The organism is Pseudomonas sp. CAN1, from assembly GCF_030462585.1.
Taxonomy (GTDB): Bacteria; Pseudomonadota; Gammaproteobacteria; order Pseudomonadales; family Pseudomonadaceae; genus Pseudomonas.
In genome coordinates, this window is sequence record NZ_JASMRU010000001.1 from 112,820 (window position 1) to 136,178 (window position 23,359).

Annotated in this window: 25 protein-coding genes; 6 read left to right on the plus strand and 19 right to left on the minus strand. The window is 66.8% G+C overall.

Annotated features, from left to right (window positions below; genetic code table 11):
- Positions 1 to 7: 7 nt before the first annotated feature.
- The gene (locus QO207_RS00520) at positions 8 to 1,645 is read right to left on the minus strand and encodes a SulP family inorganic anion transporter (protein ID WP_301478818.1); all 1,638 of its coding nucleotides are present in this window, start codon (positions 1,643 to 1,645) and stop codon (positions 8 to 10) included.
- 472 nt (positions 1,646 to 2,117) lie between these two features.
- Between QO207_RS00520 and QO207_RS00525 the strand changes: the two genes are divergently transcribed.
- On the plus strand, positions 2,118 to 2,489 hold the full coding sequence (locus tag QO207_RS00525; RefSeq protein WP_301478819.1) for an SMR family transporter: 372 nt from the start codon (positions 2,118 to 2,120) through the stop codon (positions 2,487 to 2,489).
- A complete protein-coding gene (mdtI, locus tag QO207_RS00530) occupies positions 2,483 to 2,812 on the plus strand; it encodes a multidrug/spermidine efflux SMR transporter subunit MdtI (RefSeq protein ID WP_301478820.1) in 330 nt (109 codons plus the stop codon). The genes QO207_RS00525 and mdtI overlap by 7 nt, the downstream gene beginning before the upstream one ends.
- A 260-nt stretch (positions 2,813 to 3,072) precedes the next feature.
- Here mdtI and QO207_RS00535 read toward each other — a convergent pair whose 3' ends face one another.
- From QO207_RS00535 to flgB, 12 genes are all read right to left on the minus strand, one after another.
- On the minus strand, positions 3,073 to 4,119 hold the full coding sequence (locus QO207_RS00535) for a hypothetical protein (protein WP_301478821.1): 1,047 nt from the start codon (positions 4,117 to 4,119) through the stop codon (positions 3,073 to 3,075).
- 141 nt (positions 4,120 to 4,260) lie between these two features.
- Complete coding sequence (gene flgL / locus QO207_RS00540) at positions 4,261 to 5,175, minus strand: flagellar hook-associated protein FlgL (RefSeq protein ID WP_301478822.1); 915 nt, start codon at positions 5,173 to 5,175, stop codon at positions 4,261 to 4,263.
- A gap of 22 nt (positions 5,176 to 5,197) precedes the next feature.
- Positions 5,198 to 6,565: a flagellar hook-associated protein FlgK gene (gene flgK / locus QO207_RS00545; protein ID WP_301478823.1), complete on the minus strand. Its 1,368-nt coding sequence runs from the start codon at positions 6,563 to 6,565 to the stop codon at positions 5,198 to 5,200.
- A complete protein-coding gene (locus QO207_RS00550; protein WP_301478824.1) occupies positions 6,562 to 7,602 on the minus strand; it encodes a lytic transglycosylase domain-containing protein in 1,041 nt (346 codons plus the stop codon). Before QO207_RS00550 ends, flgK begins: the two co-directional genes overlap by 4 nt.
- Positions 7,602 to 8,705, minus strand: coding sequence for a flagellar basal body P-ring protein FlgI (locus tag QO207_RS00555; RefSeq protein WP_301478825.1), 1,104 nt, complete (start codon positions 8,703 to 8,705; stop codon positions 7,602 to 7,604). The genes QO207_RS00550 and QO207_RS00555 overlap by 1 nt, the downstream gene beginning before the upstream one ends.
- Positions 8,706 to 8,735: 30 nt before the next feature.
- Complete coding sequence (gene flgH, locus QO207_RS00560; RefSeq protein WP_301478826.1) at positions 8,736 to 9,398, minus strand: flagellar basal body L-ring protein FlgH; 663 nt, start codon at positions 9,396 to 9,398, stop codon at positions 8,736 to 8,738.
- A gap of 2 nt (positions 9,399 to 9,400) precedes the next feature.
- Positions 9,401 to 10,186 (minus strand): flagellar basal-body rod protein FlgG, encoded by a 786-nt coding sequence (flgG, locus tag QO207_RS00565; protein WP_259758564.1) that lies wholly within the window; start codon positions 10,184 to 10,186, stop codon positions 9,401 to 9,403.
- 27 nt (positions 10,187 to 10,213) lie between these two features.
- The gene (locus tag QO207_RS00570; RefSeq protein WP_301478827.1) at positions 10,214 to 10,942 is read right to left on the minus strand and encodes a flagellar basal body rod protein FlgF; all 729 of its coding nucleotides are present in this window, start codon (positions 10,940 to 10,942) and stop codon (positions 10,214 to 10,216) included.
- Between the two features lie 9 nt (positions 10,943 to 10,951).
- Positions 10,952 to 12,139, minus strand: a complete 1,188-nt coding sequence (gene flgE, locus QO207_RS00575; RefSeq protein ID WP_301478828.1) for a flagellar hook protein FlgE — start codon at positions 12,137 to 12,139, stop codon at positions 10,952 to 10,954.
- A 38-nt stretch (positions 12,140 to 12,177) separates the two neighbouring features.
- The gene (locus tag QO207_RS00580) at positions 12,178 to 12,846 is read right to left on the minus strand and encodes a flagellar hook capping FlgD N-terminal domain-containing protein (protein WP_301478829.1); all 669 of its coding nucleotides are present in this window, start codon (positions 12,844 to 12,846) and stop codon (positions 12,178 to 12,180) included.
- A complete protein-coding gene (gene flgC, locus QO207_RS00585; protein WP_301478830.1) occupies positions 12,846 to 13,274 on the minus strand; it encodes a flagellar basal body rod protein FlgC in 429 nt (142 codons plus the stop codon). Before flgC ends, QO207_RS00580 begins: the two co-directional genes overlap by 1 nt.
- A 4-nt stretch (positions 13,275 to 13,278) precedes the next feature.
- Positions 13,279 to 13,644: a flagellar basal body rod protein FlgB gene (gene flgB / locus QO207_RS00590; protein ID WP_301478831.1), complete on the minus strand. Its 366-nt coding sequence runs from the start codon at positions 13,642 to 13,644 to the stop codon at positions 13,279 to 13,281.
- Between the two features lie 320 nt (positions 13,645 to 13,964).
- Between flgB and flgA the strand changes: the two genes are divergently transcribed.
- On the plus strand, positions 13,965 to 14,528 hold the full coding sequence (gene flgA / locus QO207_RS00595; RefSeq protein ID WP_301478832.1) for a flagellar basal body P-ring formation chaperone FlgA: 564 nt from the start codon (positions 13,965 to 13,967) through the stop codon (positions 14,526 to 14,528).
- Positions 14,529 to 14,710: 182 nt separating this feature from the next.
- On the opposite strand, the gene QO207_RS00600 is transcribed toward flgA, so the two are convergent.
- From QO207_RS00600 to QO207_RS00625, 6 genes are all read right to left on the minus strand, one after another.
- Complete coding sequence (locus tag QO207_RS00600) at positions 14,711 to 15,640, minus strand: phosphatidate cytidylyltransferase (RefSeq protein WP_301479393.1); 930 nt, start codon at positions 15,638 to 15,640, stop codon at positions 14,711 to 14,713.
- Between the two features lie 7 nt (positions 15,641 to 15,647).
- The gene (locus QO207_RS00605) at positions 15,648 to 16,277 is read right to left on the minus strand and encodes a 1-acyl-sn-glycerol-3-phosphate acyltransferase (protein ID WP_301478833.1); all 630 of its coding nucleotides are present in this window, start codon (positions 16,275 to 16,277) and stop codon (positions 15,648 to 15,650) included.
- A 13-nt stretch (positions 16,278 to 16,290) separates the two neighbouring features.
- The gene (locus QO207_RS00610) at positions 16,291 to 16,737 is read right to left on the minus strand and encodes a hypothetical protein (RefSeq protein ID WP_301478834.1); all 447 of its coding nucleotides are present in this window, start codon (positions 16,735 to 16,737) and stop codon (positions 16,291 to 16,293) included.
- On the minus strand, positions 16,727 to 18,076 hold the full coding sequence (locus QO207_RS00615) for a phosphatase PAP2/dual specificity phosphatase family protein (protein WP_301478835.1): 1,350 nt from the start codon (positions 18,074 to 18,076) through the stop codon (positions 16,727 to 16,729). The genes QO207_RS00610 and QO207_RS00615 overlap by 11 nt, the downstream gene beginning before the upstream one ends.
- Entirely contained in the window at positions 18,073 to 19,833 is a 1,761-nt protein-coding gene (locus QO207_RS00620; protein WP_301478836.1) for a bifunctional alpha/beta hydrolase/class I SAM-dependent methyltransferase, read from the minus strand. The genes QO207_RS00615 and QO207_RS00620 overlap by 4 nt, the downstream gene beginning before the upstream one ends.
- Before the next feature lie 65 nt (positions 19,834 to 19,898).
- Positions 19,899 to 20,519, minus strand: a complete 621-nt coding sequence (locus QO207_RS00625; protein ID WP_301478837.1) for a CDP-alcohol phosphatidyltransferase family protein — start codon at positions 20,517 to 20,519, stop codon at positions 19,899 to 19,901.
- A 357-nt stretch (positions 20,520 to 20,876) separates the two neighbouring features.
- Here QO207_RS00625 and lafA point away from each other — a divergent pair, with 357 nt between their 5' ends.
- From lafA to QO207_RS00640, 3 genes are all read left to right on the plus strand, one after another.
- Complete coding sequence (gene lafA / locus QO207_RS00630) at positions 20,877 to 21,758, plus strand: lateral flagellin LafA (RefSeq protein WP_301478838.1); 882 nt, start codon at positions 20,877 to 20,879, stop codon at positions 21,756 to 21,758.
- Positions 21,759 to 22,046: 288 nt separating this feature from the next.
- Complete coding sequence (locus tag QO207_RS00635) at positions 22,047 to 22,883, plus strand: winged helix-turn-helix domain-containing protein (RefSeq protein ID WP_301478839.1); 837 nt, start codon at positions 22,047 to 22,049, stop codon at positions 22,881 to 22,883.
- Positions 22,871 to 23,359: a hypothetical protein gene (locus QO207_RS00640; protein WP_301478840.1), complete on the plus strand. Its 489-nt coding sequence runs from the start codon at positions 22,871 to 22,873 to the stop codon at positions 23,357 to 23,359. The genes QO207_RS00635 and QO207_RS00640 overlap by 13 nt, the downstream gene beginning before the upstream one ends.

Below are 23,359 nucleotides of genomic sequence, written 5' to 3' on the forward strand. Positions count from 1 at the left end.
AGCTCGATCAGGGCTCGACACTCGCGCTCAGCGCCGCCGGGAAATCCGGGTGATACCCCGCGCCAATCTCCTCCAGCACTCCCGCCTTGCGCAGCTTGCCGAGCACACGCGCATTGGCCTCGCACAGGCGCACTTCGATGCCGCGCCGCTGCAGCTGCTCGATCACTTCCTGCAGGGTCTGCAGGCCGGTGATGTCCATGAACGGCACGTGGCGCAGGCGGATGATCAATACCTTCGGGTCGGTGTGGGTCTTGGCCAGGGCGCGTTCGAAGGTTTCCGCGGCGCCAAAGAACAGCGGCCCCTCGATGCTGTAGACCAGCACGCCGAGCGGCAGCTCACCGAGGCCGCGGCCGCGCAGTTCCACCTCCAACTCCGGGCCGTCGTCGGCATGCACTTCCACCGAGGACGCCATGCGCCGCAGGAAGTGCAGCATGGCGAGGATCACGCCGATGTTCACCGCGATCACCAGGTCGCTGAACACGGTGAGCAGGAAGGTCACCAGCAGGATCGTCACGTCGGCACGCGGCGCGCGCTTGAGCATGAACAGGAAGTGCCGCGCCTCGCTCATGTTCCAGGCCACCACGAAGAGGATCGCTGCCAGCGCGCAGAGCGGGATGTTCGACGCCAGCGGCGCGAGGAACAGCAGGATCAGCACCAGGGTCGCGGCATGGGTGACGCCGGCCAGCGGGCTGTTGCCGCCGTTGCGGATGTTGGTCGCGGTGCGCGCGATGGCGCCGGTGGCGGCGATGCCGCCGAACAGCGGGGTGACCAGGTTGGCGATGCCCTGGCCGATCAGCTCCTGGTTGGAGTCGTGGCGGGTGCCGGCCATGCCGTCGGCGACCACCGCCGAGAGCAGCGACTCGATGGCACCGAGCATGGCGATAGCGAAGGCCGGGCCGATCAGTTCGAGTACCCGCGGCAGGGTCACTTCCGGCAGGCTGAAGCTGGGCAGGCCCTGGGGAATACCGCCGAAGGCGGTGCCGATGGTGGCCACGTCGTCGAAATGGAACAGCGACTGGATGGCCGTCACCACCACCATCGCCACCAGCGGGCCGGGCACCCGACGCAGCGCAGCGATGCGCGGGGTGAACAGCACCAGCGCCAGGCTCAGCAGCGCCAGTACGGTCGTCGCCAGGTGCAGTTGCGGCAGCGCCTCGATCAGGTGCCAGAGCTTCTGGTGGAAGTGTTCGCCGGTCACCGCCGGCAGGCCGAAGAAGTCCTTCCACTGGCCGACCCAGATGATCACCCCGATGCCGGCGGTGAAGCCGACTATCACCGGCGCGGGGATGAAGCGGATGATGCTGCCCAGGCGGCTGAAACCCAGCAGCACGAGGATCGCGCCGGCCATCAGCGTGGCGATCTGCAGGCCGTCGACGCCGTACTTGGCGGTGATGCCGGCGAGGATGACGATGAACGCGCCGGTTGGCCCGGCGATCTGCACGCGGCTGCCGCCCAGCAGCGAAACCAGCGCGCCGGCGAAGATCGCCGTGTAGATGCCCTGCTCGGGCTTGACCCCGCTGGCGATGGCAAAAGCCATCGCCAGTGGCAGCGCGACCACCCCGACTATGACCCCGGCCACCAGGTTGCGCGTCCAGTGCTCGCGACCGAAGAGTCCGGCCTTCCAGGCTTCTCGCAGGGCGATCATCACAGTCTCCGACAGGATTTCGAGCAAGGATGCTAGCAGGAGCGGCCGCTACGCAACCTGGCGCAGGTCATGCCTGTGGCGAGCTGTCGCAGGCAAAACAGAGTGAACAGAATATTGCACAACCCTGATGACGCGCAGCGTCCAGCAGGGTTCGCAGGCGCCATTTCATGGGCATTCATGACGCAAATCAACCGGGTTGATTTGCCAGTGAAGCGAAAAATGGGCACAATATGTTCATTATGTTGAACATCAAGGCTCTACCTCTCCCCACTTCCCGCCTGGTTTCGCGCGAGCGTCACTGGACCGGCGACCTCTAGCTCCTCCCTTCGGCAACCACCTTCTGGTGGCGCCCAGCGCGGTGAACACCCACTGGTAATTCCCGCCCGAGTCGGCACCACCGAACCCGAACCGAAACCGCCGCAAGGATGCTCTTAGCGAGACTGCGCGCGGCTGCCCGTGGGAGGGCTTTACCATGCGTTCCTGGATCTATCTGTTAGCCGCCATCGGCTTCGAAGTCGTTGGCACCACCTCGATGAAATTCACCCACACGCTGTTCCCGATTGCCGGGCTGCTGCTGATGTACGTGATGATCGGCCTGTCGTACTACTTCCTCTCGCTGGCCATCAAGCGCGTGCCGGTCGGCGTGGCCTACGCCCTGTGGGAAGGCATCGGCATCGTGCTGATCACCCTGGTCAGCGCCTTCTTCCTTGGCGAGCACCTGAGCCTGGACAAGGCCCTGGGCCTGGCGGTGATGATCGCCGGCATCCTGCTGGTGAAATCCGGTACCCGTAGCGGCCCGCGCGAAGACAGCCGTGCCCTGAATGGGGAGGCCGTGACATGCTGAACCATGACCTGATTCCGATGGCCTGGCTGGGCCTGGCCATCGTCCTGGAAGTGATCGCCAACCTGCTGCTGAAGTACTCCGACGGCTTCCGCAAGCGCCTGATCGGCGCGGCCTCGATCCTCTGCGTACTCGGTGCGTTCACCGCGCTGGCGCAGGCGGTGCGCGGCATCGAACTGTCGGTGGCCTACGCCATCTGGGGCGGCTTCGGCATCCTCGCCACCGTCGCCATGGGCTGGGCCTTGTTCGGTCAACGCCTGGTCTGGCGCGGCTGGGTCGGCCTGGCGATGCTGGTGCTGGGCATGAGCTTGCTGAAGCTGGCTTGATTGGCTCGATGCAAGAACGACAAAGGCGGAGCTGGGCTCCGCTTTTTTTATGCCTGGGAATTGGGTGCCGTGCGGTTCGCGAGCAAGCTCGCTCCTACGAAGAGCACACTGCGGCAAACCTGTAGGAGCGAGCTTGCTCGCGAACAGCCCACGCTCCGTGCTAACCCGTAGGGCGCATAACCTGGAACAGGTTATCCGCCGCCACCCAGACGGCGGATAACGCTGGCGCGTTATGCGCCCTACGAAAGCTCGCGGACGCTTCAGGCCAGCAGGCTGACCACCGCGAAGCGGCTGAAATTGGCCTGGGCCACCACCGTCTGCGCCGCCGCGCTGTAGTGCGTGGCGCTGCGCCCCATGCGGTCGAGCATGGAGGCGGCGAAGCTGTGCGCCCACTCGCGCTCGTCCTCGCTGGCGTGGCGATCGAGGAAGTCACGGATATCGTCCTGGCGATGACGCAGCTGGTCACGCAGGCCGCCGATGCGGTCCAGCGCCGACACCACCGAATCGAGCAACTGCCGCTGTTCGCGGAAGGCATCGGTGCTGATCTCGGTGGGGAACGCCAGCAGCCCTTCTTCATGGCTTTTCAGCCGGGTGTTCTTGCCCTTGGCGAACAGCTTGCCCTCGCCCTGCACCGCCAACTGGCCCTTGAGCTGCTGCCAGTCGGCCTCGGGGGCGGAGAACTTCAGCGCACCGTCGCTATCGAATTCGGCGCGGATGCCGGCCTGGCCGAGGGTGGCGTTGAAGCGGCGCAGCACCTGCTCGGTGCTCATGCCGTCGTCCAGCACCACTGCCGCCGGTTCGGCGAGCTGGCGGCCGGCGCTGAACAGCAGGGTTTCCTTGCCCGAGCGCTGGATCGCTTCCACCGACTCCAGGCCTTCGAGGCTGAAGCGGCTGCGCACCGGCTCGTTGAGGCGCAGGCGGAAGTTGGCGTCGAGGCTGCCGTCCGAGCGCTGGGCGCGCTGCTCCAGCAGTTCGTTGACCTGCCGGGTGGCCTGGCGCACGCCCTCGCGGTCCTGGGACTGCGGCGCGCTGAGCTCGCGGCTGAGGTTGAGCTTGAGGCCGCCGAGGCGGTCCTGCAGGTCGCCCAGGTAGCTGTCGGCCGACTGCATGGAGGACAACTGCTGGTTCAGCTGCAGGTTGAAGCTGCCGCTCTTCTGCGCGCCGCGCGCCATCTGCGCGGCGTTCTCACCCTTGTCCTCGCCCTTGCGCAGGGCGTTCTGCCGCTCGCCGGCGGCGGGCAGGATGACGTCGCGGCGGGCGCTGGGATCGAAGACAGCGGCGGCCGGCAGTTGCTTGATGACCTTCATGGTGACCTCTGCACCGATGTGCCCGCGCCCGGCACTGAAGGCCGGGCGCAAGCGGGATAAAAAGCAGGGGAACCGGGCGCGGCGCCGCCGATTGGCGTCCAGACCTCCTTGCGGCGCGGCCCGGCTCCCCTGCGAAGAAACTTACAGGCGGCTGAACAGCGACAGGTCGTTGAGCTTCAGGTAGGTCTTCTGCGTCGCCTGCAGCGCCAGCTGGTAGGTGTTCAGGTCGATGCTCGCGCCGGCGTAGTCCAGCTGCGACAGCTCGCCGTTGATCTTCTGGTTCACCAGCGACACCTCCTCGTTGCTCGAATTGAGCATGGTCAGGGTGTTCTGCCGGCCGCCCAGCTCGGTGATGGCGCCGAGTACGCCGTCGTGGGCGCTGTCGAGGCTGTCGATGGTCGCGGCGATCTGCGCGTGCACTGCCGGATCGGTGACGTCCAGCGCCGGGTCCTTGAGCATCTTCACCGTGGCATGCAGCTGGTTGAGGAAGTCCATGTTGCTGCCGAACACGCCCAGCGCGGTGACGTTCTCTTCCACCTGCACGCCGTTGGCCACGGCGGCCTGGCGCGACTTGTCGTTGCCGGTGGCGACGTAGCTGTCGGTGAGCGGTTCGTAGGTCACCGCGGCGGTATCGCTGAGGGTACCGGAGAACAGGTAGCGGCCTTCCTCGTCGCGCACGTTGACGAAGCTGACGATGGTCTTCTCGATGTTCTCCAGCTCGCCGGCCATGGCGCCGAGGTCGGCACCGGTGTTGGAACCGTTGGCCGCCCAGAGCAGCAGATCGCGGGTGTTGAGCATCGCGTCGGAGGTCGCCTGCAGGTTGGTTTCCTGGGTCGACAGGTTGCCCGAGACGTTGCCGATGTTGGTGCGGTACTGCGCCAGGCTCGCCTCTTCTCGCTGGATACGCAGCATGCGCACGCTGGCGATGGGGTCGTCGGAGGGCTGGAGGATGCGCTGGCCGCTGGACATCTGCTGCATCAGTTTGCCCAGGGCCGCCGAGTTGCTGTTCATCGAGCCGCCCATCAGCGCGGTGATCTGTGCGTTGGTAATGCGCATGGTGCTTTCCTTAGCCAGGGCCCTAGAAGGCCGCGAGCATCGAGTCGAACAGCTCCTTGGCGGTGCTGATGACTTTCATGTTGGCCTGGTAGGCCTGCTGGTAGGTGATCAGGTTGACCGCCTCTTCATCCAGGCTCACCGCGCTGACGCTGTCGCGCTGCGCCTGGGCCTGGGTGGCCACGGTGGTGGCGGTCTTCTGGTCGGCCTGGTTCTGCCGGCTGGCGCTGGCGACCTTGCCGAGGAGGCCGGCGAAGGCGTCGTTGAGGGTCACCTGGCTGCCGTCGAGGGTGATCGACTGGCCCTTGAGATCGAGCAGCGCCAGCAGGTTCACGTTGTTGCCGGACTCGCCCGCGGTGTCCGACAGCGCCAGCTCCTCGGGTTTCAGGTCGTTCACGCTGAGCATCGCCGTGGTGCTGCCGGCGTTGTAGGTGAGCAGCGCCTGGCCGGGGTTGCCGTCGAGGTCGAAGCCATTGGCCAGGGTGTCGTTGACCATCTGCGCGAACTGCCCGGCCATCTCGTGCAGGGCGGTCTGGTTCGGCCGCAGGGTGTCGTACTCGGTGTCGTACAGCGCGCCGAGGGAACCGCCCATGCCGTCCTGGCCCAGCGGAAAGCTGGTGCCGGCGAAGGTCAGGGCGATGGCCTGCTCGCCGCTGGCGGAGCGGCTGATCGCCAGTTGCCCGGCGGAGTTGCCGGCCACCAGCGGCTGGCCGTTGGCGAGGGAGACGGTGAGCGAACCGTCGGCCACTTCGTTGACGCGGATCGAGGCGTACTTGGAGAGGTCCTGCACCAGGCTTTCGCGGTGGTCGCGCAGCGCGGTGGTGTCGCCGCCGGAGGAGCCGACTTCGACGATCTGCTTGTTCAGCGCGGCGAGGTTGGACGTCAGGCCGTTGATCTCGCCGACCATGGAGCCGCGCTGTTCCTGCAGGGCGCGCAGCTGGCTGTCGATGTTGCCGGACAGGCCGTTGAAGCGCTGCGCGAGGTTCTTCGTCTCGTTGACGATCTGCTGGCGCAGGGCGACCGAGCCGGGCGTGGCGGTGGCCTCGCTGAGCGCGGCGAAGAAGTTGTCCAGTCCGACGCTGATGCTCGAACCGTCGCCGCCCATCAGGCCTTCCAGCGCGGAGAGGTACTGCTGGCCGCTGTCGTAGTAGCTCTGCTCAGTGGTGGCACGCCACAGCTGCTGGTTCTGGAAGTCGTTGGCCATGCGGCGGATGCTGGTCACCGTCACGCCGCCACCGACGTTCAGACCACCCTCGCCGGCCAGCGAGGCGAGCACCGGGTTCAGCCGGCTGAAACCGGGGGTGTTGGCATTGGCGACGTTCTGGCCGGAGGTGGCCAGGGCGATCTGCGCCGCGCGCAGGCCGCTGTAGCCGATCTGGCTCAACATACTCAAGAGACATTCTCCTTCGACTCAAGGCGGATCGGCTGGGCAAACGCCGCCGAGGCCGGTCGGGAAACAAATTCGGGCTGTTGTCCCTGATAGGCGACGGAATCCGCGTGGCGCTTAAATCCTTCCTGCGGGGCGTGCTTCAGACCGCTTGCCGGCGACAGGCCGCTGCCGGGAAGCTGCGCCGGCGCCTGGGCCTCGCGCACACGGCGCAACACGCCGAGGGTGTAGTCGCGGGTCTCATCAAAGGGAATGCTACGCACCCAGTCGGCCATGCCGATCTGCCCGCTGCGTGGGTCGCCGTTGTTCTTCAGCCACTCGTCCACCTTGCCGGGGCCGGCGTTGTACGCGGCCAGGGCGAGCACATGCTGGCCGTCGTAGCGATCGAGCAGCTTGCCCAGGTAGGCGCTGCCCAGGGCCTTGTTGTAGGCCGGGTCGCTGGTCAGGCGCTGCTCGTCGTAGGGCAGGCCCAGCTCGCCGGCGACTTCGCGGGCGGTGTCGGGCATCAGCTGCATCAGGCCGCGCGCGCCCTTGGGCGAGACGGCAGACGCGTTGCCGCCGGATTCCTGGCCGATCACGCTGTCCACCAGGGTGCGGAAGCCCGCCGTGCCCTGCTGCCAGGCGTGGGCGAGGCGATCCACGCCACGCTGCCAGGTGTCCACCAGCGGGTTGCGGCTGGAGACCGAGTGCCGGCGCAGCGCCTCGCCGCTGTCGGCGAGCGCCACCGGTTCAGAGGTGTCGGTCGGTTCAGCGGAGAGCTGGCGCACCAGCAGGTCGGCGATGCCGGTCTGCTTGCGTGAGGCGAGGTGCTCGGCCAGCGCCTCATCGTAGAAGTCGCGCATGGTGTCGAGGTCGCGGCTGCGCAGCGGGCTGCCTGCGGAGAGCACGTCGCCGGCCTTGCGCATCTGCTTGAGGATCTGTTGCAGGAACATCGCCTCGAACTGCTCGGAGGCCGCCTGCAACTGCTCGCGGCGCACCTGCTCGGGCGACTCGCCGGGCTGGCCGCTCGGCACGATGGGACGGTTGAGCGAGGTGATGCTCATCAGATCACCACCAGCTCGGCGTTCAGCGCACCGGCCTGCTCCAGCGCCTGGAGGATGCTCATCACGTCATCCGGCGTCGCGCCCAGGCTGTTCACCGTGTTGATGATGCTCTCCAGGCTGGTGCCCTCGGGCCACTTGAACATCGGCTTCTTGTCCTGGCTGACCGAGACGTCCGACTGCGGGGTGACCGCCGTGGTGCCGTTGGAGAAGGGTCCCGGCTGGCTGACCTGGGGGTTCTCGCTGATGGTCACGGTGAGCGTGCCATGGGCGACGGCGGCGGCCTTCACGCGCACGCCCTGGCCGACCACCACGGTGCCGGTGCGGCTGTTGAACACCACCTTGGGCCGGGTGCGGCCTTCCTGCACTTCCATGCCTTCGAGCATGGCCATGAAACTGGTGCGCTGGGCCAGGCTGACCGGCGCGCGCACCGACACCTTGGTGCCGTCCAGCGCGGTGGCGGTGCCGGAGCCGAAGCGTTCGTTGACCGCGTTCATCACCTGGGTGGAAGTCTGGAAGCTCGGCTTGCGCACGTTGAGCATCACGTCCGGGCGCTGGGCGAAATCGCTGGGGATCATCCGCTCGATGGTCGCGCCATTGGGGATCAGGCCGCTGTTGGCGCTGTTGATCGACACGCTGGAACCGCTCTGCCCCTGCGCATGCAGGCCGCCGACGACAAGGTTGCCCTGGGCCAGCGCATAGACTTCGCCGTCCACGCCCTGCAGCGGCGTCATCAGCAGCAGGCCGCCGCGCAGGCTCTTGGCGTCGCCCAGCGAGGAGACGGTGACGTCGATGGTCTGCCCCGCGCTGTACGACGGCGGCACGCTGGCGGTGACGCTGACCGCGGCGACATTCTTCAGCTTCGGGTCGACGTTCGGCGGCAGGTTCACGCCGAACTGCTTGAGCATGTTGGCCACCGACTGGTTGGTGAACTTCACCTGGTTCTTGTCACCGGTGCCGTCGAGGCCGACGACCAGGCCGTAGCCGATCAGCTGGTTCTCGCGCACGCCTTCGATGTCGACCAGGTCCAGCAGCGGAATGGCCAGCGCCTCGGCCTGCCAGGACAGGCAGAGCAATGCCAGCAGGCGGGAAAGATTTCTACGCATGAGCGTTCTACACATGGACGGCGCGCCTGCTTACATCGGGAACAGCGGATGGGTGAAGAAGCGCGTCAGCCAGCCGGCCGAGTTGCTGTCGTTGAGCACGCCGCGCCCGGCGTAGGAAATCTTGGCGTTGGCGACGTTCTGCGAGGACACCTGGTTGGAGCGGTTGATGTCGTCGATGCGCACAAGGCCGGTAAGGCGGATGAACTCGTCGCCCTGGTTCAGGCGCAGGGATTTCTCGCCCTTCACCAGCAGCACGCCGCCGGGCAGTACCTTGTGCACGGTCACCGCAATGGAGCCGGAGAGGGTGTTCTGCTGCGAGCTCTTCGCCGAGCCGGTGAAGTCGCGGTTGGCCGTGGCGGAGGTCTCCAGGCCGCCGTATTCCTTGGTCAGGATGGTCGGCACTGGCACGTCGAGGCTGGACTGCTTGCCGAAGCTGGTGCCTGCGCTCTTGCTCGACTGGGTGGACTCGCTGAGCACCACGGTGACGATGTCGCCGACGCCGATGGCGCGCTTGTCGCGCAGCAGCGAGCCGCCGTAGCCGGAACGGAACAGGCCGCCACTGCTGGGCGGCGGCTGGCTGTAGTCCAGTTCAGGGGGCTGGTAGGCCGAGGAGTCCTCGTCCGGCAGCATCTCGTCGAAACTCTGGCAGCCAGCGAGCAGCGCCAGGGCGAGCAGCAGGGCAAGGCGCGTCATCGTCAGACCGTTTGGTTGAGGAACTGCTGCATGCCCGACGCGGCGTCGAGCACCTTGGCGTTGGCTTCGTAGGCGCGCTGGATGGCGATCATGTTCACCATCGCTTCCACCACCTGCACGTTGGAGCCTTCCAGCACGCCCTGCTTGAGGGTGCCCAGGCCTTCCTCGCCCGGCGTGCCTTCCTGCGGCTCGCCGCTGGCGGCGGTTTCCTTGTAGAGGTTGCCGCCGATGGCTTCCAGGCCCGCCGGGTTGGTGAAGTTGACCAGGGTGATCTGGCCCAGCTCGGTGGGCAGGGTCTCGCCCGGCAGCACGGCGGTGACAATGCCGTCGCTGCCGACGGTGAAGCGGCTGGCGCCGGCCGGCACTTCGATGTTCGGCGTCAGCGGCAGGCCCTGGGCGTTGACCACGATGCCTTCGTTGTTCAGCTGCAGCTGGCCGTTCTCGGTGTAGTAGGTGTCGCCGTTGGGCGCCTCGACCTGGAAGAAGCCGCTGCCGACGATGGCCAGGTCCATGGGCTGGCCGGTGGTCTGCATGCTGCCTTCGGTGAACACCTTCTGCGTGCCGACGACGCGCACGCCGCTGCCCAGCTGGATACCCGAGGGCACGGTGTTGACCTGGTCAGCCTGGGCGCCGGGTTGCAGTTGCACCTGGTAGAACAGGTCCTCGAACACCGCGCGGTCGCTCTTGAAGCCGACGGTGTTCACGTTGGCCAGGTTGTTGGCCACGGTGGACATCGCGGTGTCCTGGGCTGCCAGGCCGGTCTTGCTGACCCAAAGTGCCGAACTCATGTTGTGCTCCTGTCTGCGCGCCGCGCGTTAGCCGCCACGGATCATGCGGTCGCCGGCCTCGGCAAGGTCCGAGGCGGCCTTCATCATCTTCACCTGGGTCTCGAAGCGCCGGTTCAGGCTCATGGTCCCCACCAGCTGGTCGATGGCCGAGACGTTGCTCTGCTCCAGGTGCCCGGAGACCAGGCGCACGTCCTCGCTGGCAGCGACGTTCTGGCCGTCCTTGCTCACCAGCAGGCCCTGGGCGTTCTTGGTCAGCGACGCGGCCGGCGCGTCCACCAGCTTCAGTCGGTCGACGTCGGTCATCATGAAATCGCCGCGCGGCATCACCGAGACGGTGCCGTCACTGCCGATGGCGATGGCGTCGTATTCGGGCAGGGTGATCGGGCCGCCCTCGCCGAGCACGGCGCGGCCGTTGATCATCAGCTGGCGGTCGGCGTCGATCTCCAGGTTGCCCTGGCGCGTGTACGCCTCGCCGTTGCCGCTCTGCACGGCGAGCAGCCCATTGCCCTGGATCGCGACATCGAGGTCGCGGCCGGTGGCCATCAGGGTGCCGGCGCTCATGTCCACGCCGCTGCTCTCGATGCGCGCGAGGTGGCGGCTGTCATAGCCGGCGCCGCTCAGGTCGACGGCAGTGGCGTGTTCCAGGTCGGCGCGAAAGCCGGGGGTGTTGACGTTGGCCAGGTTGTTCGCGCGGATGTCCAGGGCGGACATGCTGCGACTGGCCGCCGTCATCGCGGTATAGCCGAGACGATCCATGGGGCTTCCTTAGATGGCCGAGAACAGCACCTGGGTGAGTTCCTTGTCGGTGGTCATCACCTTGGTGTTCGCCTGGTAGTTGCGCTGGCCTTCCATAAGGCCCACCAGTTGCTGGGTGATATCGACGTTGGAGCCTTCCAGGTTGCCCGCCGAGAGCGAGCCGAACTGGCCGATGCCGGGCACGCCGATCAGCGCGGCGCCGGAGGCGGAGGTCTCGGTCCAGGCGGTGCCGCTCTGGTTCTGCAGGCCGCCGCTGTTGACGAAATTGGCCAGGGCCACCTGGCCCTGCAGCATGCGCTGGCCGTTGCTGTAGTTGACGTAGACCTTGCCGTCGTTCTCAACCGCGATGCCCGTCTGCTCGCCGGCGGCGTAGCCGGTGGTGCGGTTGGTGGTGACGACGAAGTCCGAGCCGTACTGGCTGGTACCGGTGTAGTCCAGGGAGATGTTCATCGGATCGACGCCCGGCAGGTTGAAGCCCACCGGCACCGAGGCGATCGGCGAGGACAGCGAGCCGTCCGGGGCGAAGGTCAGCGCCTGGGTAGCGCCGACGGCATTGCCGTCCACCGCGTAGTGCGCGTCCCAGGTGTTGGTGCCGGTCAGCACGAAGTACTGGGTCAGGGTGTGTTCCTTGCCCTGGGAGTCGTAGATCTTGCTGGTGTAGGTGGAGTTGTAGGTCTCCACCTTCTGCGGGTCGAACGGCGAGACGCTCGGCACCTTCTCGTTGGAGTCGAGGTTGGCGACGAACTCCAGCTTGTCGGTGGCCTTGGCCGGCAGGTTGGCGGTCTTCACCTGCAGGTCGGAAACGGTGCCCACCAGCAGGTTGCCGGCGGCGTCGGTCGGGTAGCCCTGCAGGCGCTGGCCGGTGGCGTTGATCAGGTAGTTGGCGTTGTCCTGGCTGAACACGCCGGCGCGAGTGTACTGGGTGTCACCGTTGCCGCTCTTGACCACGAAGAAACCGCCGCCGGAGATAGCCAGGTCCAGCGCACGGTTGGTGGACACCAGCGAACCGCCCTGGCTGATGCTCTGGGTGGTGCCGGCGACTTCCACGCCCATGCCCTTGCTGTCGGCGTATACGCTGCCGAACTCGGTGCGCGAGGACTTGAAGCCGACGGTGCCGGAGTTGGCGATGTTGTTGCTGATGGTGTCCAGCTGCTGGGTGACGGCGTTCAGGCCGCTCAGGGCGATGTTGAAGCTCATGGCGTTAGCTCATCCTGGGAGAGGGGGGAAACAGGCGCTCAGGCGGCCTGTCCCTGACTGAATTCGACGATCTTGTAGAAGGGCACCGAACCTGCACCCTCGACTTCCAGCACCGGGCCGTCGGCGCTGACGCGGACGTTGTGCACCAGCCCGGAAACCTCGATGCCCGGCGTCTCGCCGCTTTCGGTCTTGACCGCCAGGCTGTACTTGCCGGGCTTCAGGCCGAGCGCTTGCGGGTCCACGGTGAAGGGCACGGCACCGGCTTCCTGCGGGCCGAGGGCGATGTCGGTACGCACGCCATTGGCGTCGGTGAGCTGCAACACGGTAGTGGCCGAGGCATGCTCCAGGGTGACCTGCCCGCTGACCTTGTCGCCGTCCAGCTGCAGGCTGTCGGCGCTGACCTTCACTTCCTGCCCGACCAGGCCGGCGGCGGTGAGGGTCTGCAGGTTGTCCATCAGCACCAGGTTGTTCTGCTGCAGGGTGGTCATGTTCTGCATGCTCTTGACCTGCGCCATGGCCGAGTACTGGTTGATGAACTCGGTGCTGTCCACCGGCTTGGTCGGGTCCTGGTATTGCACCTGGGCGACCAGCAGGGTGATGAAGCTGTTCTCCATGTCGGTCATCTCGCCGAGATTCACCGCCTGCTTGGGCGTATCCGACGAGGTGCCGCTGGTAGTGGTGCTGGTGTCGTTGTTGACCGTGCTCATCAGGCGTCTCCCAGTTTCAGCAGGCTGGACTGCATGCTCTTCACGCGGTTGAGCACTTCCACGCCGGTCTCGAAGCTGCGGGTGGCGGACATCATGTCGGTCATCTCTTCGATCTCGTTGACGTCGGGGTAGTAGACGTAGCCGGTGGTGTCGGCCAGCGGGCTGCCGGGCTCGTAGCGGCGTTGTGGCGCGCGACCGGAAGTCACCACGTCGAGCACCTGCACGTGGGCGCCGCCCATGCCGGCGCCGCGGGTGAGCTGGTCGTTCTCGTAGACGGCGGCGAACATCGGCTTGCGCGCCTGGTACACGGCGTCCGGGCTGTTGGCGGCGGAATCGGCGTTGGCCAGGTTGCTGGCCACGGTGTTCAGGCGCACGGTCTGCGCGTTCATCGACGAGCCGGCGATGCGGTAGATGGAATCGAATGCCATGGCGTCAGCGTCCTTCGATGGCCTGCTTGAGGCCGCGGAATTTCATGGTCAGGAAGGTCAGGCTGGTCTGGAAGTCCATCGCGTTGCGCGAGAACTCCGCCTGCTCGGTGGCCAGCTCCACGCTGTTGCCGTCCTGGGAAGGCTGGTTGGGGATGCGGTACTTCAGGTCCGGGCGAGCAGCACTGGTGCTGGCCAGCAGCACGCTGGAGCTGTCCTGGCGCTGCATCTCGGCGGCGAAGTCGATATCCCGCGCCTTGAAGCCGGGGGTGTCTTCGTTGGCCAGGTTGGAGGCGAGGATTTCGCTGCGCTGCATGTGCAGCGAGAGGGCTCTCTCATGGATACCCAGGGTCTCGTCAAACCGTATACTCATCCGCGCCACCCGCTCCCGTCGTTCAGCCATTGTTTGCCGTTCGCAGCGACAGAGCACAAAGCATGCCCACCCCGGAATTTCGCTTCATGTCGTTGATTTACAAGGATTTACTCGCAGAACAGAACAACGTTCGCAACGCGGCTTTTCCGCTTTCGACGCGCGCTGCGACGGGATGCGGAAAGGCCCTTTCCGCCTGCTTCCTCCTGCTGCTGCCCGTCCTCGCACAAGCCCAGGATGCGCGCGCGCAACTCGATGCCGCGGCGCAGCGGCAGGTCGCCGCAGAGCTGAAGGAAGCCGCACGCAAGGCCGGCTGGAAAGGCATGAGTTTCACCCTGGACAACAACCTGCCCGGCAGCCTGGGCAAGCTTCCCGCGTGCCCGAATGCGCCGCAGCTACGCCTGCTCGAAGCGCCGTCGGCGGTCAACGCGCGGCGCCGCTTCGAGGCCTCCTGCGCGGGGCAATCCGGCTGGCCGGTGAGCTTCGTCAGCCAGCCCAGGGTGTACCTGCCCAGCGTGGTCGCCAGCGGCACCATCGAGCGCGGCCAGACGCTGGACGCGGCGCAGCTCAAGCTCTCGCCGGTGGAGATCGGCAAGGGTTCGCGGAGTTACTTCACCGACATCGCCGAAGTGACCGGCAAGACCGCCCGCCGGCGCATCCGCGCCGACCAGCCGCTGACCCCGGCGCTGCTCGACGGCGCCATGCTGGTGCGCCGCGGCCAGCAGGTGAAGATCGTCGCCAGCCAGGACGGCATCCAGGCCAGCGCCGTCGGCGAGGCACTGGCCAACGGCAAGCAGGACGAGGTGATCCGCGTGAAGAACCTGCGCAGCCAGAAGATCATCGAGGCGAAGGTGACCGCGTCAGCCGAGGTGAGCAGCATCTTCTGACTGCCCATGCCGATGCGGATCATTGCGTAGGAGCGGACTCCGTCCGCGATCGGCCCCGCTTCGCGCCGGATACCATCGCGGACGGAGTCCGCTCCTACAGGGTGAATTTGGTCGCGGGTTCCAACCCGCAGGGCGAATAACGCGCCAGCGTTATCCGCCGCGCCGAGCCACGCCCCGGCGCCTCAGGTCCACCAGTAACGCACACAGTGGAAGAACACCGGCGCGGCGAAGCACACCGAGTCCAGGCGGTCGAGCATGCCGCCGTGGCCTTCGATCATGTGGCCCCAGTCCTTCACCCCGCGGTCGCGCTTGATCGCCGACATCACCAGCCCGCCGAAGAAGCCGAGGATGTTGATCATCAGCGCGCAGAGCAGCGCCTGCCAGAAGCTGAACGGGGTGATCCACCACAGCGAACCGCCGATCAACGTGGCCAGCGCGACGCCGCCGATGAAGCCTTCCACGGTCTTGGACGGCGACAGGTTGGGAGCGATCTTGCGCTTGCCGAACAGTTTGCCGCAGACGTACTGCAGCACGTCCGAGAGCTGCACGACGATCACCAGGAAGGCGATCAGCAGCAGGTTGCGGCCCTCGTAGCCGGCGATGTTCAGGGTCAGCAGCGCCGGCACGTAGGAGATGCAGAACACCGCCAGCATCAGCCCCCACTGCACCTTGGAAGCGCGTTCGAGGAAGTGCTTGGAGTCGCCGCCCAGCGAGGCGAGGATCGGCAGCAGGAGGAAGGTGTAGACCGGGATGAAGATGGAGAACATCCCGTACCACTGGATGCCGATCAGCAGGTACTGCATCGGCAGCACGAAGTAGAACGCCGCTACCAGGGCCGGGTAGTCGCTGCGCCGGGTCGGCATCAGCGTGAGGAACTCGCGCAGGGCATAGAACGACACGCCGTAGAACAGCAGCAGTACCGCCCAGTTGCCGAGGGCGAATGCGAAGCCGATCACCGCGACCATCGCCCACCAGGCGTTGATCCGCGCGTTGAGGTTGTCGATTACCGCGTGCGGTCCGGGCGGTGCTCTCCAGCGCAGCACGGCGCCGACCAGCGAAGCGAGGGCGAGGATCGCGCCGATACCGGCGAACAGCAGCCAGGTCTGATTCAGGTCCATCTCAACGGCCCTCCGCGGCGGCGAGTTCGAGCAACGCCTCGCGGGCGCGTTCGAGGAAGGCATCCTTGGCCTCGTCCTCCTGCACTGCCAGCGGCGCACCGAAGCTCAGGGTGCACAGCAGCGGCAACGGCAGCGCACGGCCCTTGGGCATCACGCGGTTGAGGTTGTCCAGCCACACCGGCACCAGTTCCACCTGCGGATGGGCCTTGGCCAGGTGGTAGATGCCGCTCTTGAACGGCAGCAGGCGTACCTCCTCGTCGAGGTTGCGGGTGCCTTCGGGGAAGATGATCAGCGAATCACCCTCGGCCAGCGCGCGCTCCACCGGCTCCAGCGGATTGCCGCCCTCGGTGCCGCGCGTGCGGTCGATCAGCACGCCGTGGAACACCCGGTTGATGATGAAGCCGCGCAAGCCGCCCTTGCCCCAGTAGTCCATGCCGGCAACCGGGCGCGTGCGGGCGCGCAGCTCGGGGGGCAGCGAGGCCCAGAGCAGCACGAAGTCGCCATGGCTGCTGTGGTTGGCGTAGTAGATGCGCTGCGTCGGGATCGGCGTGGTGCCGATCCACAGGCTGCGCAGGCCGGTCACCGCGCGGGCACCGGCGATGATGGCGTAGGCGAAGAGTCGTTCCAGCATCCGTGCAGGTTCCTCAGGATTGGAAAGTCAGGGTGATCAGGATAAGCAGCGCGATGAGCCATTGCGCCGCGCACAGCAGCGCCTGCCGACGCAGCAGTGCGAGCGCGCCACGGCTGCGTTCGCTCCAGGGGCGCCCGGCCTTGTCGGCGGGCACACCAGCATAGGTGGCCAGGGCGTCGTCCAGCTGGCGGGTCTTCTCCGCCAATGCATCGCCGGCGTTGGCCATGGCCTGGAACAGGTCGGCGTCCAGCGCCACGCGCATGGCGTAGAACTTCTGTGCCAGGCCCAGCAGCACCAGCAACGCCATGCCCAGGCTGAACGCCAGGGTGGCGCTGGCCATCAGCACGCCGTAGAAGCCGAGCGCCAGGGCCAGCACGGTCAGCGCGGAAGACAGGCCGTTCAGGCTGCTGCCGCGACGCAGCAGGCTGGCGACCAGGATAAGGCCAGGATCAGCCGGCATGGTGCAGCTCCTTGGGCAGTTGCGGTTGGCCGGCCAGTTGCGCCAGCACGTTCAGTTGCTCGGTGCCCAGGACGATCTGCGGGCGCGCCTGGCGGATCAGCGCGACCGCCGCCTCGACGCTGGCCGCGCGACCGGACAGCAGCAGCCAGGCCGCCAGCAGCGTGGCGCTGCGCGAGTAGCCGAGGGCGCAGCAGACCAGCAGCGGACCGTCGCTGTGCAGCTGGTCGATCAGCTCGGCGCCGCGTCGGCACTGTTCGGCGCCGGGCGCCACCAGGTCGAGCAGCGGCAGGCACTCATAACGCCGTGCCAGCGCGGTGCAGGGCAGTTCGGCGCACAGGTCGAGGATCGCCAGGCTCGGCAGATGGCGCGGCTTGTACCAGTCCGGCAGGCGCCCCAGCCAGACGCCCGGCAGCACTTCGTCCGGCTGCGGATGCTGGCGCGTCCACCAGCGCGCGTTGAGCCAGGCACCCAGCCAGTAGGGCGCCAGCAGCCAGGAAACCGCCACCGAATGACGGCCATCGAGACGCTTCTGGAAGCCCACCGGGCCGATCCCCAGGTAGCAGGCGGCGACCAGTGCCAGCGCCACCGCCGGCCACAGCAGCAACAGGCAGAGACCGCCCGCCGCCAGCGCCAGCAGGCCGCACAACAGTGCGCCCGCCCCGTAGAAAGCGGCGAGGCGGCGGCGCTGCGGGTCGTCGCTGAGTTTCCAGGCACGCAGCGGCGAAGTGACTTCCCGCGGCCACATCCACACACAGAGGAAGCCCACCAGCGCGCCTGTCGGCACGTCGATGAAGTGGTGCTGCCAGGTGGTCAGCACCGACAGCCCGATCAGCGCGAACCAGCCGTGCAGCAGCCAGCGGGTGAAGCCCTGGGCGTAGCGCCCGTAGGCGACCCAGAGGATCACCAGCAACGCGATGTGCAACGACGGCGCCTGGTTGAAGGGTTTGTCGAAGCCCATCAACAGGTCGAACAGCAGACCGAAGAAGCCCTCCAGCGGCGGCCGTTCGAAGCTGAAGCGCAGCGGGAAGAGCAGGAAGCAGCTCACCGCGATCACCTGCGCGCTGAGCAGGCGCAGGGCGTGGCAATCCAGCCCGCGGCGGGTGCGCGGGAGCAGGAAGGACAAGCCGTAGAGCAGGTCGATGGACCAGTAGGGAATGATCGTCCAGGGCCACAGCGGCATGCCCCGCTCCCAGTCGAACACCAGCACGCCCACCGACTCGCGCTGCCCGGTCACCCAGTTGGCGAAGCCGTAGCTGAGGAAGAAGAACGGCCCGAGGAACAGCAGCCAGAGCACCGCGCGCCGCAGCAGCCCTGGCTCGCGCGCTGGCAGTCCGGTCATGGCCGGCTCACCCGGCGCGCCAGGGAGACGGTGAAGATACCGTCCTCGTCGATGCGCTGGGCCAGCTTGCGGAAGCCGGCGGCTTCGACCAGCTGGTCCATCTCCAGCTGCGTGCGGCGGCGCATCACCCAGGCCTGGCCGGCGCGGTGGCTGGTCAGCGCGCGGGCGATCAGCTCCAGCTGCGGGTGCCAGGGCTGGCCGGTGTAGATCAGGTAGCCGCCCTCCTCCACTGCCTCTCCCAGACCCGCCAGTGAAGCACTGACCATGGCGTTGTCGGCGAACAGTTCATAGAGACCGGAGACCACGCCCAGCGTCGGCTTCGGCTCGACCGCGGCGAGGTCGGCGCCATCGAAGGCGTCGCCCTGGACGAAGCGCGCGCGCTCCTGAAGGCCAAGGCGCTCGATCAGTGCCGAGCCTTCGCGCACGTTCAGCTCGCTGTAGTCGCGCAGCAGCACGCTTTCGGGCAGCGGCTCGACGCCCTGCAGCGCTTCGAGGATGTAGCGCCCGTGGCCGGCGGCGATGTCGAGGATGCGCACCTCGCGGCCCTGCTCGCGCAGGCTGGCCATGGCCAGGCGCAGCAGCTCCTCGATGTGTACCTTGCGCTGGCGGATGCCGCGCCAGCCGGCGGATTCGAGGTAGGTGCGGTCGATCATCCGGCCGACCGGGCCGGCGCCCTTGGGCTGGTTGCGGTAGACGTAGTCCAGGGTGCTGCCCGAATCGAAGCCGGTCTGGAAGCCCAGGTTGATACCGTCGGACATCAGCCGGCCAAGACGCATGTTGGCGCGGGTGGCGCGCCAGTAAAGGTCGCGGATCGACCCCCTGGGCAATGGCGTGGCCAGCGCTTCGGCCTCGGCGCAGGTGTAGCCGAAGCGGTCGGCGTCGCGCAGGTCGGCAAGTTCGGGCTCGCGCGCGAAGCATTCGAGGATGAAGCGCCGGGCACGGCTGGTCGCCTGCTCGCGGCGCAGCTCGCCGAGAGTGTCGTGGAAGAAGCCGGGCAGCACGTGCAGTTCCTTGCGCGCCGTGCCGAGGTTGTCGAAGAAGCGCTGCTGCGGCTTGCGGTGCACCACGAAGTCGGAGCCGGAGATCAGCAGCTGGGTTGGCACCTGGATCGCCTGGGCATCAGCCACCACGCGGTCGGCCGCCTCGTACAGGCCCAGCAGCACGTTCACCGAGATGGCCTTGGCGATCAGCGGGTCGCTGTCGTAGGAGGCGATGCGCTCGGGATCGTGGCTGAGGAATTTCGCCTTCACGTAGCTGTTGACGAAGAAGTTGCCGCGCCACCAGCGCGCCAGCTTCAGGCCCGGCCGGGCGAAGGGCACGTAGAGCTTGACCTTGAACGCCGGCGAGGCGAGCACCAGGCTGCGGATCGGCGGCGCGTAGTCGTGCACCCAGGTGGAGGCGACCACCGCGCCGACGCTCTGCGCCACCACCGCCATGTCGCTGATGGCGATGCCGTAGTTGGCAGCGATGTGCTCAACGAAGGTCTGCACATCGCGCACGCTGGTGCCGAAGCTCGGGCTGTCGCCACGCGCGCCGGGCGACTGGCCGTGGCCACGGGCGTCCCAGGCGAACACGTCGAAGCCGGGCAGATCCAGCTCGTCGGCCAGGTGGCCGATGCGCCCGGAGTGCTCGTGGCCGCGATGGAACAGCAACACCGCGCGGCGCGGTTCGTCGCTGGCAGCGGTGGCCGGCCAGTGGCGGTAGAACAGCTCGACGCCGTCGTGGGTGACGAAATGGTGAGTCGTGGATTCGCGCATAACTTCCTCTGTTCGAAGGCTACCGGGGACTCTCCCGTCCCCGCCCGAATGGGTTCGACCGGCGATCAGCCGGCTTGTTCTTGCTGCTGTTCCGCCAGGCCGCGGCGCACCCGGTTGACGATAGTCAGCACCAGCAGCAGCGCCACCAGCACCAGCAGCGGGTTCAGCCAGGCAAGGGGCAACAGCCCGCTGGCCACACCGGCGCCGAACACGCCGAAGCACAGGGCGCGGTCGCTCTTGCCCATCGGGCCGTCGTAGCGCCGCGAGGCGCCGATCATCACCCCGAGCACGCCGCTGTATTCGCTTATCACCGCCAGCAGCACCACCAGCACCAGCAGCGCCGGAGTTACCCCCGGCAGCAGGGCAAACGGCAGGTACAGCGCGCTGTCGGCGATCACGTCGGTGAGTTCGTTGAGGTAGGCGCCCAGCTTCGACTGCTGGCCGAATTCGCGGGCGAGCATGCCGTCCATGGCGTTGAGCGCCATGCGCAGGAACATCCACAGCGGGATCAGCAGGAAGACCCAGGCATGGCTGGCCAGCAGCGCGACGGCCAGGGCCACCAGCAGGGATATGCCGCAGGCCGCCAGCGTCACCTGGTTGGCAGTGACGCCGCGGTCATACAGGCGGGTGACGAGGGGACGCAGCAGGTTCTGGAAGCGGGACTTGAGTTGGTAGACGGAGATCATGGAGTTCCTTCTCAGCGTTCGGTACGAACTGCCCACAGCCTGTATGGACCCGACGAGCTTAGCGGCTGCGCTGGTCCTGGACTGTAAGACATGTCTCATCACCATAGATGAGCGATCTGACGGTCCGAGACACACATTCGCCAGCTATTTGCCCACCGCCCATGGCTGAAGGCTCTGCTCCGCCACTCTGCGCTGTAGGACATGACTTGCTTCAAGCGCCACATGCCGCGCATGGCGGCGCCGGAATCCCCACGCCAATTATTTTTCCTACACCCTTAATCCTTCCTCGCGAGCTGTCGCCTTACCCCTTCAGCAGGCACAACGCCGGCTTCATTCAGCTCATACAGGAAGTCCACCATGGCCTTGTCGATTCAAACCAACTACTCCTCCCTGATCACCCAGAGCAACCTGGGCAAGACCAACAACCTGCTGGCCACCAACCAGCAGCGCCTGGGCACCGGCCTGCGGATCAACTCCGCCGCCGACGACGCCGCCGGCCTGCAGATCGCCACCCGCCTGAACGCCCAGTCCCGCGGCATGGACGTGGCCATGCGCAACACCAGCGACGCCATCTCCCTGATGCAGACCGCCGACGGCTCCTTCAGCGAACTGACCGACATCACCCAGCGCATGAAGGACCTGTCCACCCAGGCCGCCAACGGCACCAACACCACCGATGACGGCAAGGCACTGTCCGCCGAATTCAACGAGCTGGGCAAGGAACTGAAGAACATCATCGCCAACACCAAGTTCGGCGGCGATGCGCTGTTCGGCGTCGACGGCGCCAGCGGCAAGTTCGGCACCACCGGCGGCGTGACCTTCCAGATCGGTTCGGACAAGGCCGAGACCCTGACCGTCGACGTCAGCACTGAACTGAAAGCCGTGACCGACGCCTTCGGCGCCCTGACCAAGCAGTTCGCCGCCACCTCGGCTGACGGCACCGAACTGGAAACCATCTCCGGCGCCAACGACTCCATCGACCTGGCCAACGACGCCCTGGACGCCATCGGCGCCCTGCGCGCGCAGTTCGGTGCGAACATCAACCGCCTGCAGCACACCTCCAACAACCTGGCCAACATGAAGGACAACACCGACCTGTCCAAGGGCCGCATCATGGACGCCGACTTCGCCGTCGAGAGCGCCAACATGAGCAAGAACTCCATGCTCATGCAGTCGGGCATCTCCATGCTCAAGCAAGCCGGCCAGATGCCCAGCATGATCATGGGCCTGCTGGGCTAAGGCCCGGTCCGCGCGGGGCCCTCGCCTCGCGCCGCCACGGCAGCAGCGCCCCGCCTCGGCGGGGCGTTATGCTGTCTGCGGGTACGCTGACAGACGGTCATGCGACATCCCGCCGCGCAGGCACGGCTCTAGCCCAGCGCTTTCAGACTTTGCGTGAAGATTGCAAGCACGGGTGTGCAAAATTCAGAACTTGCACCAACATTTTTCTGACGTCAAAATAATGCCTCTGCCTCCATGGACAAATGGAGTTTCCCCGCGACCGTCAAGGGAGCGGCTCGCAAGGGCAAGATGAGCACATTCACTTCAACGCCTGCGGACAGTCGGCCTTCCATCGCCTGCCTGACCCTCCGCACCGGCCGTTCCGATTGCATCGCGCAGTTCTACCCCGCGCTCTACCAACTCGATCTCGACCGTGACGGCCAGGTGGAGCGTATCGACCTGGGCTTTTCCGGCAGCCGGGTCCTCGAACGCCTGCTGCAGAGCCCGGGGGACGTGGTCGCACGGGACGAACTGCTCACCCATGCGTGGTCCGACCGGGTGGTCGGCCAGGGCAGCCTCAACCAGCAGATCTACACCCTGCGCCAGGTGCTGGCCGACGAGAAACAGCGGCAGATCATCCAGACCCTGCCGCGCCGCGGCTACATGTTCAACCCGCAATACCTGGTGACCGCGCAGGACGAACCCGACGACGAAGTGGTCGACGCCACCCCCGAAGTCATCCCACTGGCGATGCCCCCCACACTGGCGACAGTGCCGAATCCCCGGCGCCTTAAATTCGTCGCCGCCAGCCTCTGCCTGTTCGGCCTGCTGGTGCTCTGCGGGTCCTTCTACTACACCCAGCTGCGCAGCCCGGTCCTCACCGCGCAGGAAAACCTCGGCACCCTGCAGATCACCTACGTCGAGGAAGATGCGCAGGAACTGCAGCAGCTGATGCGCAGCACCCACCCCCTGGCCCGGCAACTGGCGGAACTGGCCACCCGGCCGATCTCGCTGCTGCTGCACATGACCTCGGGCTTCTACGAACTGGTCTGCGTGCAGCCCGAAGGCAACTCCAACTGGCTGCTGATCCACGAGAGCCAGATCGCCCGGATATCCCAGGAGCAGCTGCGCAAGTGCCTGAACTGAACCTGCGCGGCCAGCTGGGCGTGGCGCGCCGCTGCCTGCTGATCTCGCTGCTGGGCGTCATCTGCCTGGCGCTGGCCCTGGGCATGCTGTGGAAGCACGGCAAGAGCAGCTCGCCCATCGATGGCCGCTACGCTTCGTCCGGGCAGGTGGTGCTGGGCAACGGCCGGGTGCTGGACATCGCCCAGACCACCATGGTCCACGAGGGGCGCTTCTACTCGATGATCCAGCAGGACGCCAACATCCTCGAAGTCTCCGGCAACGTCGGCAGCGATCTCGGCGGGCGCTACCAGCTGCTGGTCGAGGAGAACAGCATCAGCAACCTGCAGGCCGACAGCGGCCTGGACAGCGAGCTGATCTTCAACCTGCTCTACGGCCGCCAGCGCGGCGCGCGCATCACCCTCGAACGCCTGGGCGGCTGCCTGTATGGCGTGGAAACCCGCCAGGTGTTCTGTCCGCGCCTGCAACCCGGCCGCTGA

Excerpts from the sequence above, each read along its gene's own strand:
- QO207_RS00520 (WP_301478818.1), bottom strand. The coding sequence starts at position 1,645 with ATGATCGCCCTGCGAGAAGCCTGGAAGGCCGGACTCTTCGGTCGCGAG.
- QO207_RS00525 (WP_301478819.1), top strand. The coding sequence starts at position 2,118 with ATGCGTTCCTGGATCTATCTGTTAGCCGCCATCGGCTTCGAAGTCGTT.
- mdtI (WP_301478820.1), top strand. The coding sequence starts at position 2,483 with ATGCTGAACCATGACCTGATTCCGATGGCCTGGCTGGGCCTGGCCATC.
- QO207_RS00535 (WP_301478821.1), bottom strand. The coding sequence starts at position 4,119 with ATGAAGGTCATCAAGCAACTGCCGGCCGCCGCTGTCTTCGATCCCAGC.
- flgL (WP_301478822.1), bottom strand. The coding sequence starts at position 5,175 with ATGCGCATTACCAACGCACAGATCACCGCGCTGATGGGCGGCTCGATG.
- QO207_RS00550 (WP_301478824.1), bottom strand. The coding sequence starts at position 7,602 with ATGAGCATCACCTCGCTCAACCGTCCCATCGTGCCGAGCGGCCAGCCC.
- QO207_RS00555 (WP_301478825.1), bottom strand. The coding sequence starts at position 8,705 with ATGCGTAGAAATCTTTCCCGCCTGCTGGCATTGCTCTGCCTGTCCTGG.
- flgH (WP_301478826.1), bottom strand. The coding sequence starts at position 9,398 with ATGACGCGCCTTGCCCTGCTGCTCGCCCTGGCGCTGCTCGCTGGCTGC.
- flgG (WP_259758564.1), bottom strand. The coding sequence starts at position 10,186 with ATGAGTTCGGCACTTTGGGTCAGCAAGACCGGCCTGGCAGCCCAGGAC.
- QO207_RS00570 (WP_301478827.1), bottom strand. The coding sequence starts at position 10,942 with ATGGATCGTCTCGGCTATACCGCGATGACGGCGGCCAGTCGCAGCATG.
- flgE (WP_301478828.1), bottom strand. The coding sequence starts at position 12,139 with ATGAGCTTCAACATCGCCCTGAGCGGCCTGAACGCCGTCACCCAGCAG.
- QO207_RS00580 (WP_301478829.1), bottom strand. The coding sequence starts at position 12,846 with ATGAGCACGGTCAACAACGACACCAGCACCACTACCAGCGGCACCTCG.
- flgC (WP_301478830.1), bottom strand. The coding sequence starts at position 13,274 with ATGGCATTCGATTCCATCTACCGCATCGCCGGCTCGTCGATGAACGCG.
- flgB (WP_301478831.1), bottom strand. The coding sequence starts at position 13,644 with ATGAGTATACGGTTTGACGAGACCCTGGGTATCCATGAGAGAGCCCTC.
- flgA (WP_301478832.1), top strand. The coding sequence starts at position 13,965 with ATGAGTTTCACCCTGGACAACAACCTGCCCGGCAGCCTGGGCAAGCTT.
- QO207_RS00605 (WP_301478833.1), bottom strand. The coding sequence starts at position 16,277 with ATGCTGGAACGACTCTTCGCCTACGCCATCATCGCCGGTGCCCGCGCG.
- QO207_RS00610 (WP_301478834.1), bottom strand. The coding sequence starts at position 16,737 with ATGCCGGCTGATCCTGGCCTTATCCTGGTCGCCAGCCTGCTGCGTCGC.
- QO207_RS00615 (WP_301478835.1), bottom strand. The coding sequence starts at position 18,076 with ATGACCGGACTGCCAGCGCGCGAGCCAGGGCTGCTGCGGCGCGCGGTG.
- QO207_RS00620 (WP_301478836.1), bottom strand. The coding sequence starts at position 19,833 with ATGCGCGAATCCACGACTCACCATTTCGTCACCCACGACGGCGTCGAG.
- QO207_RS00625 (WP_301478837.1), bottom strand. The coding sequence starts at position 20,519 with ATGATCTCCGTCTACCAACTCAAGTCCCGCTTCCAGAACCTGCTGCGT.
- lafA (WP_301478838.1), top strand. The coding sequence starts at position 20,877 with ATGGCCTTGTCGATTCAAACCAACTACTCCTCCCTGATCACCCAGAGC.
- QO207_RS00635 (WP_301478839.1), top strand. The coding sequence starts at position 22,047 with ATGAGCACATTCACTTCAACGCCTGCGGACAGTCGGCCTTCCATCGCC.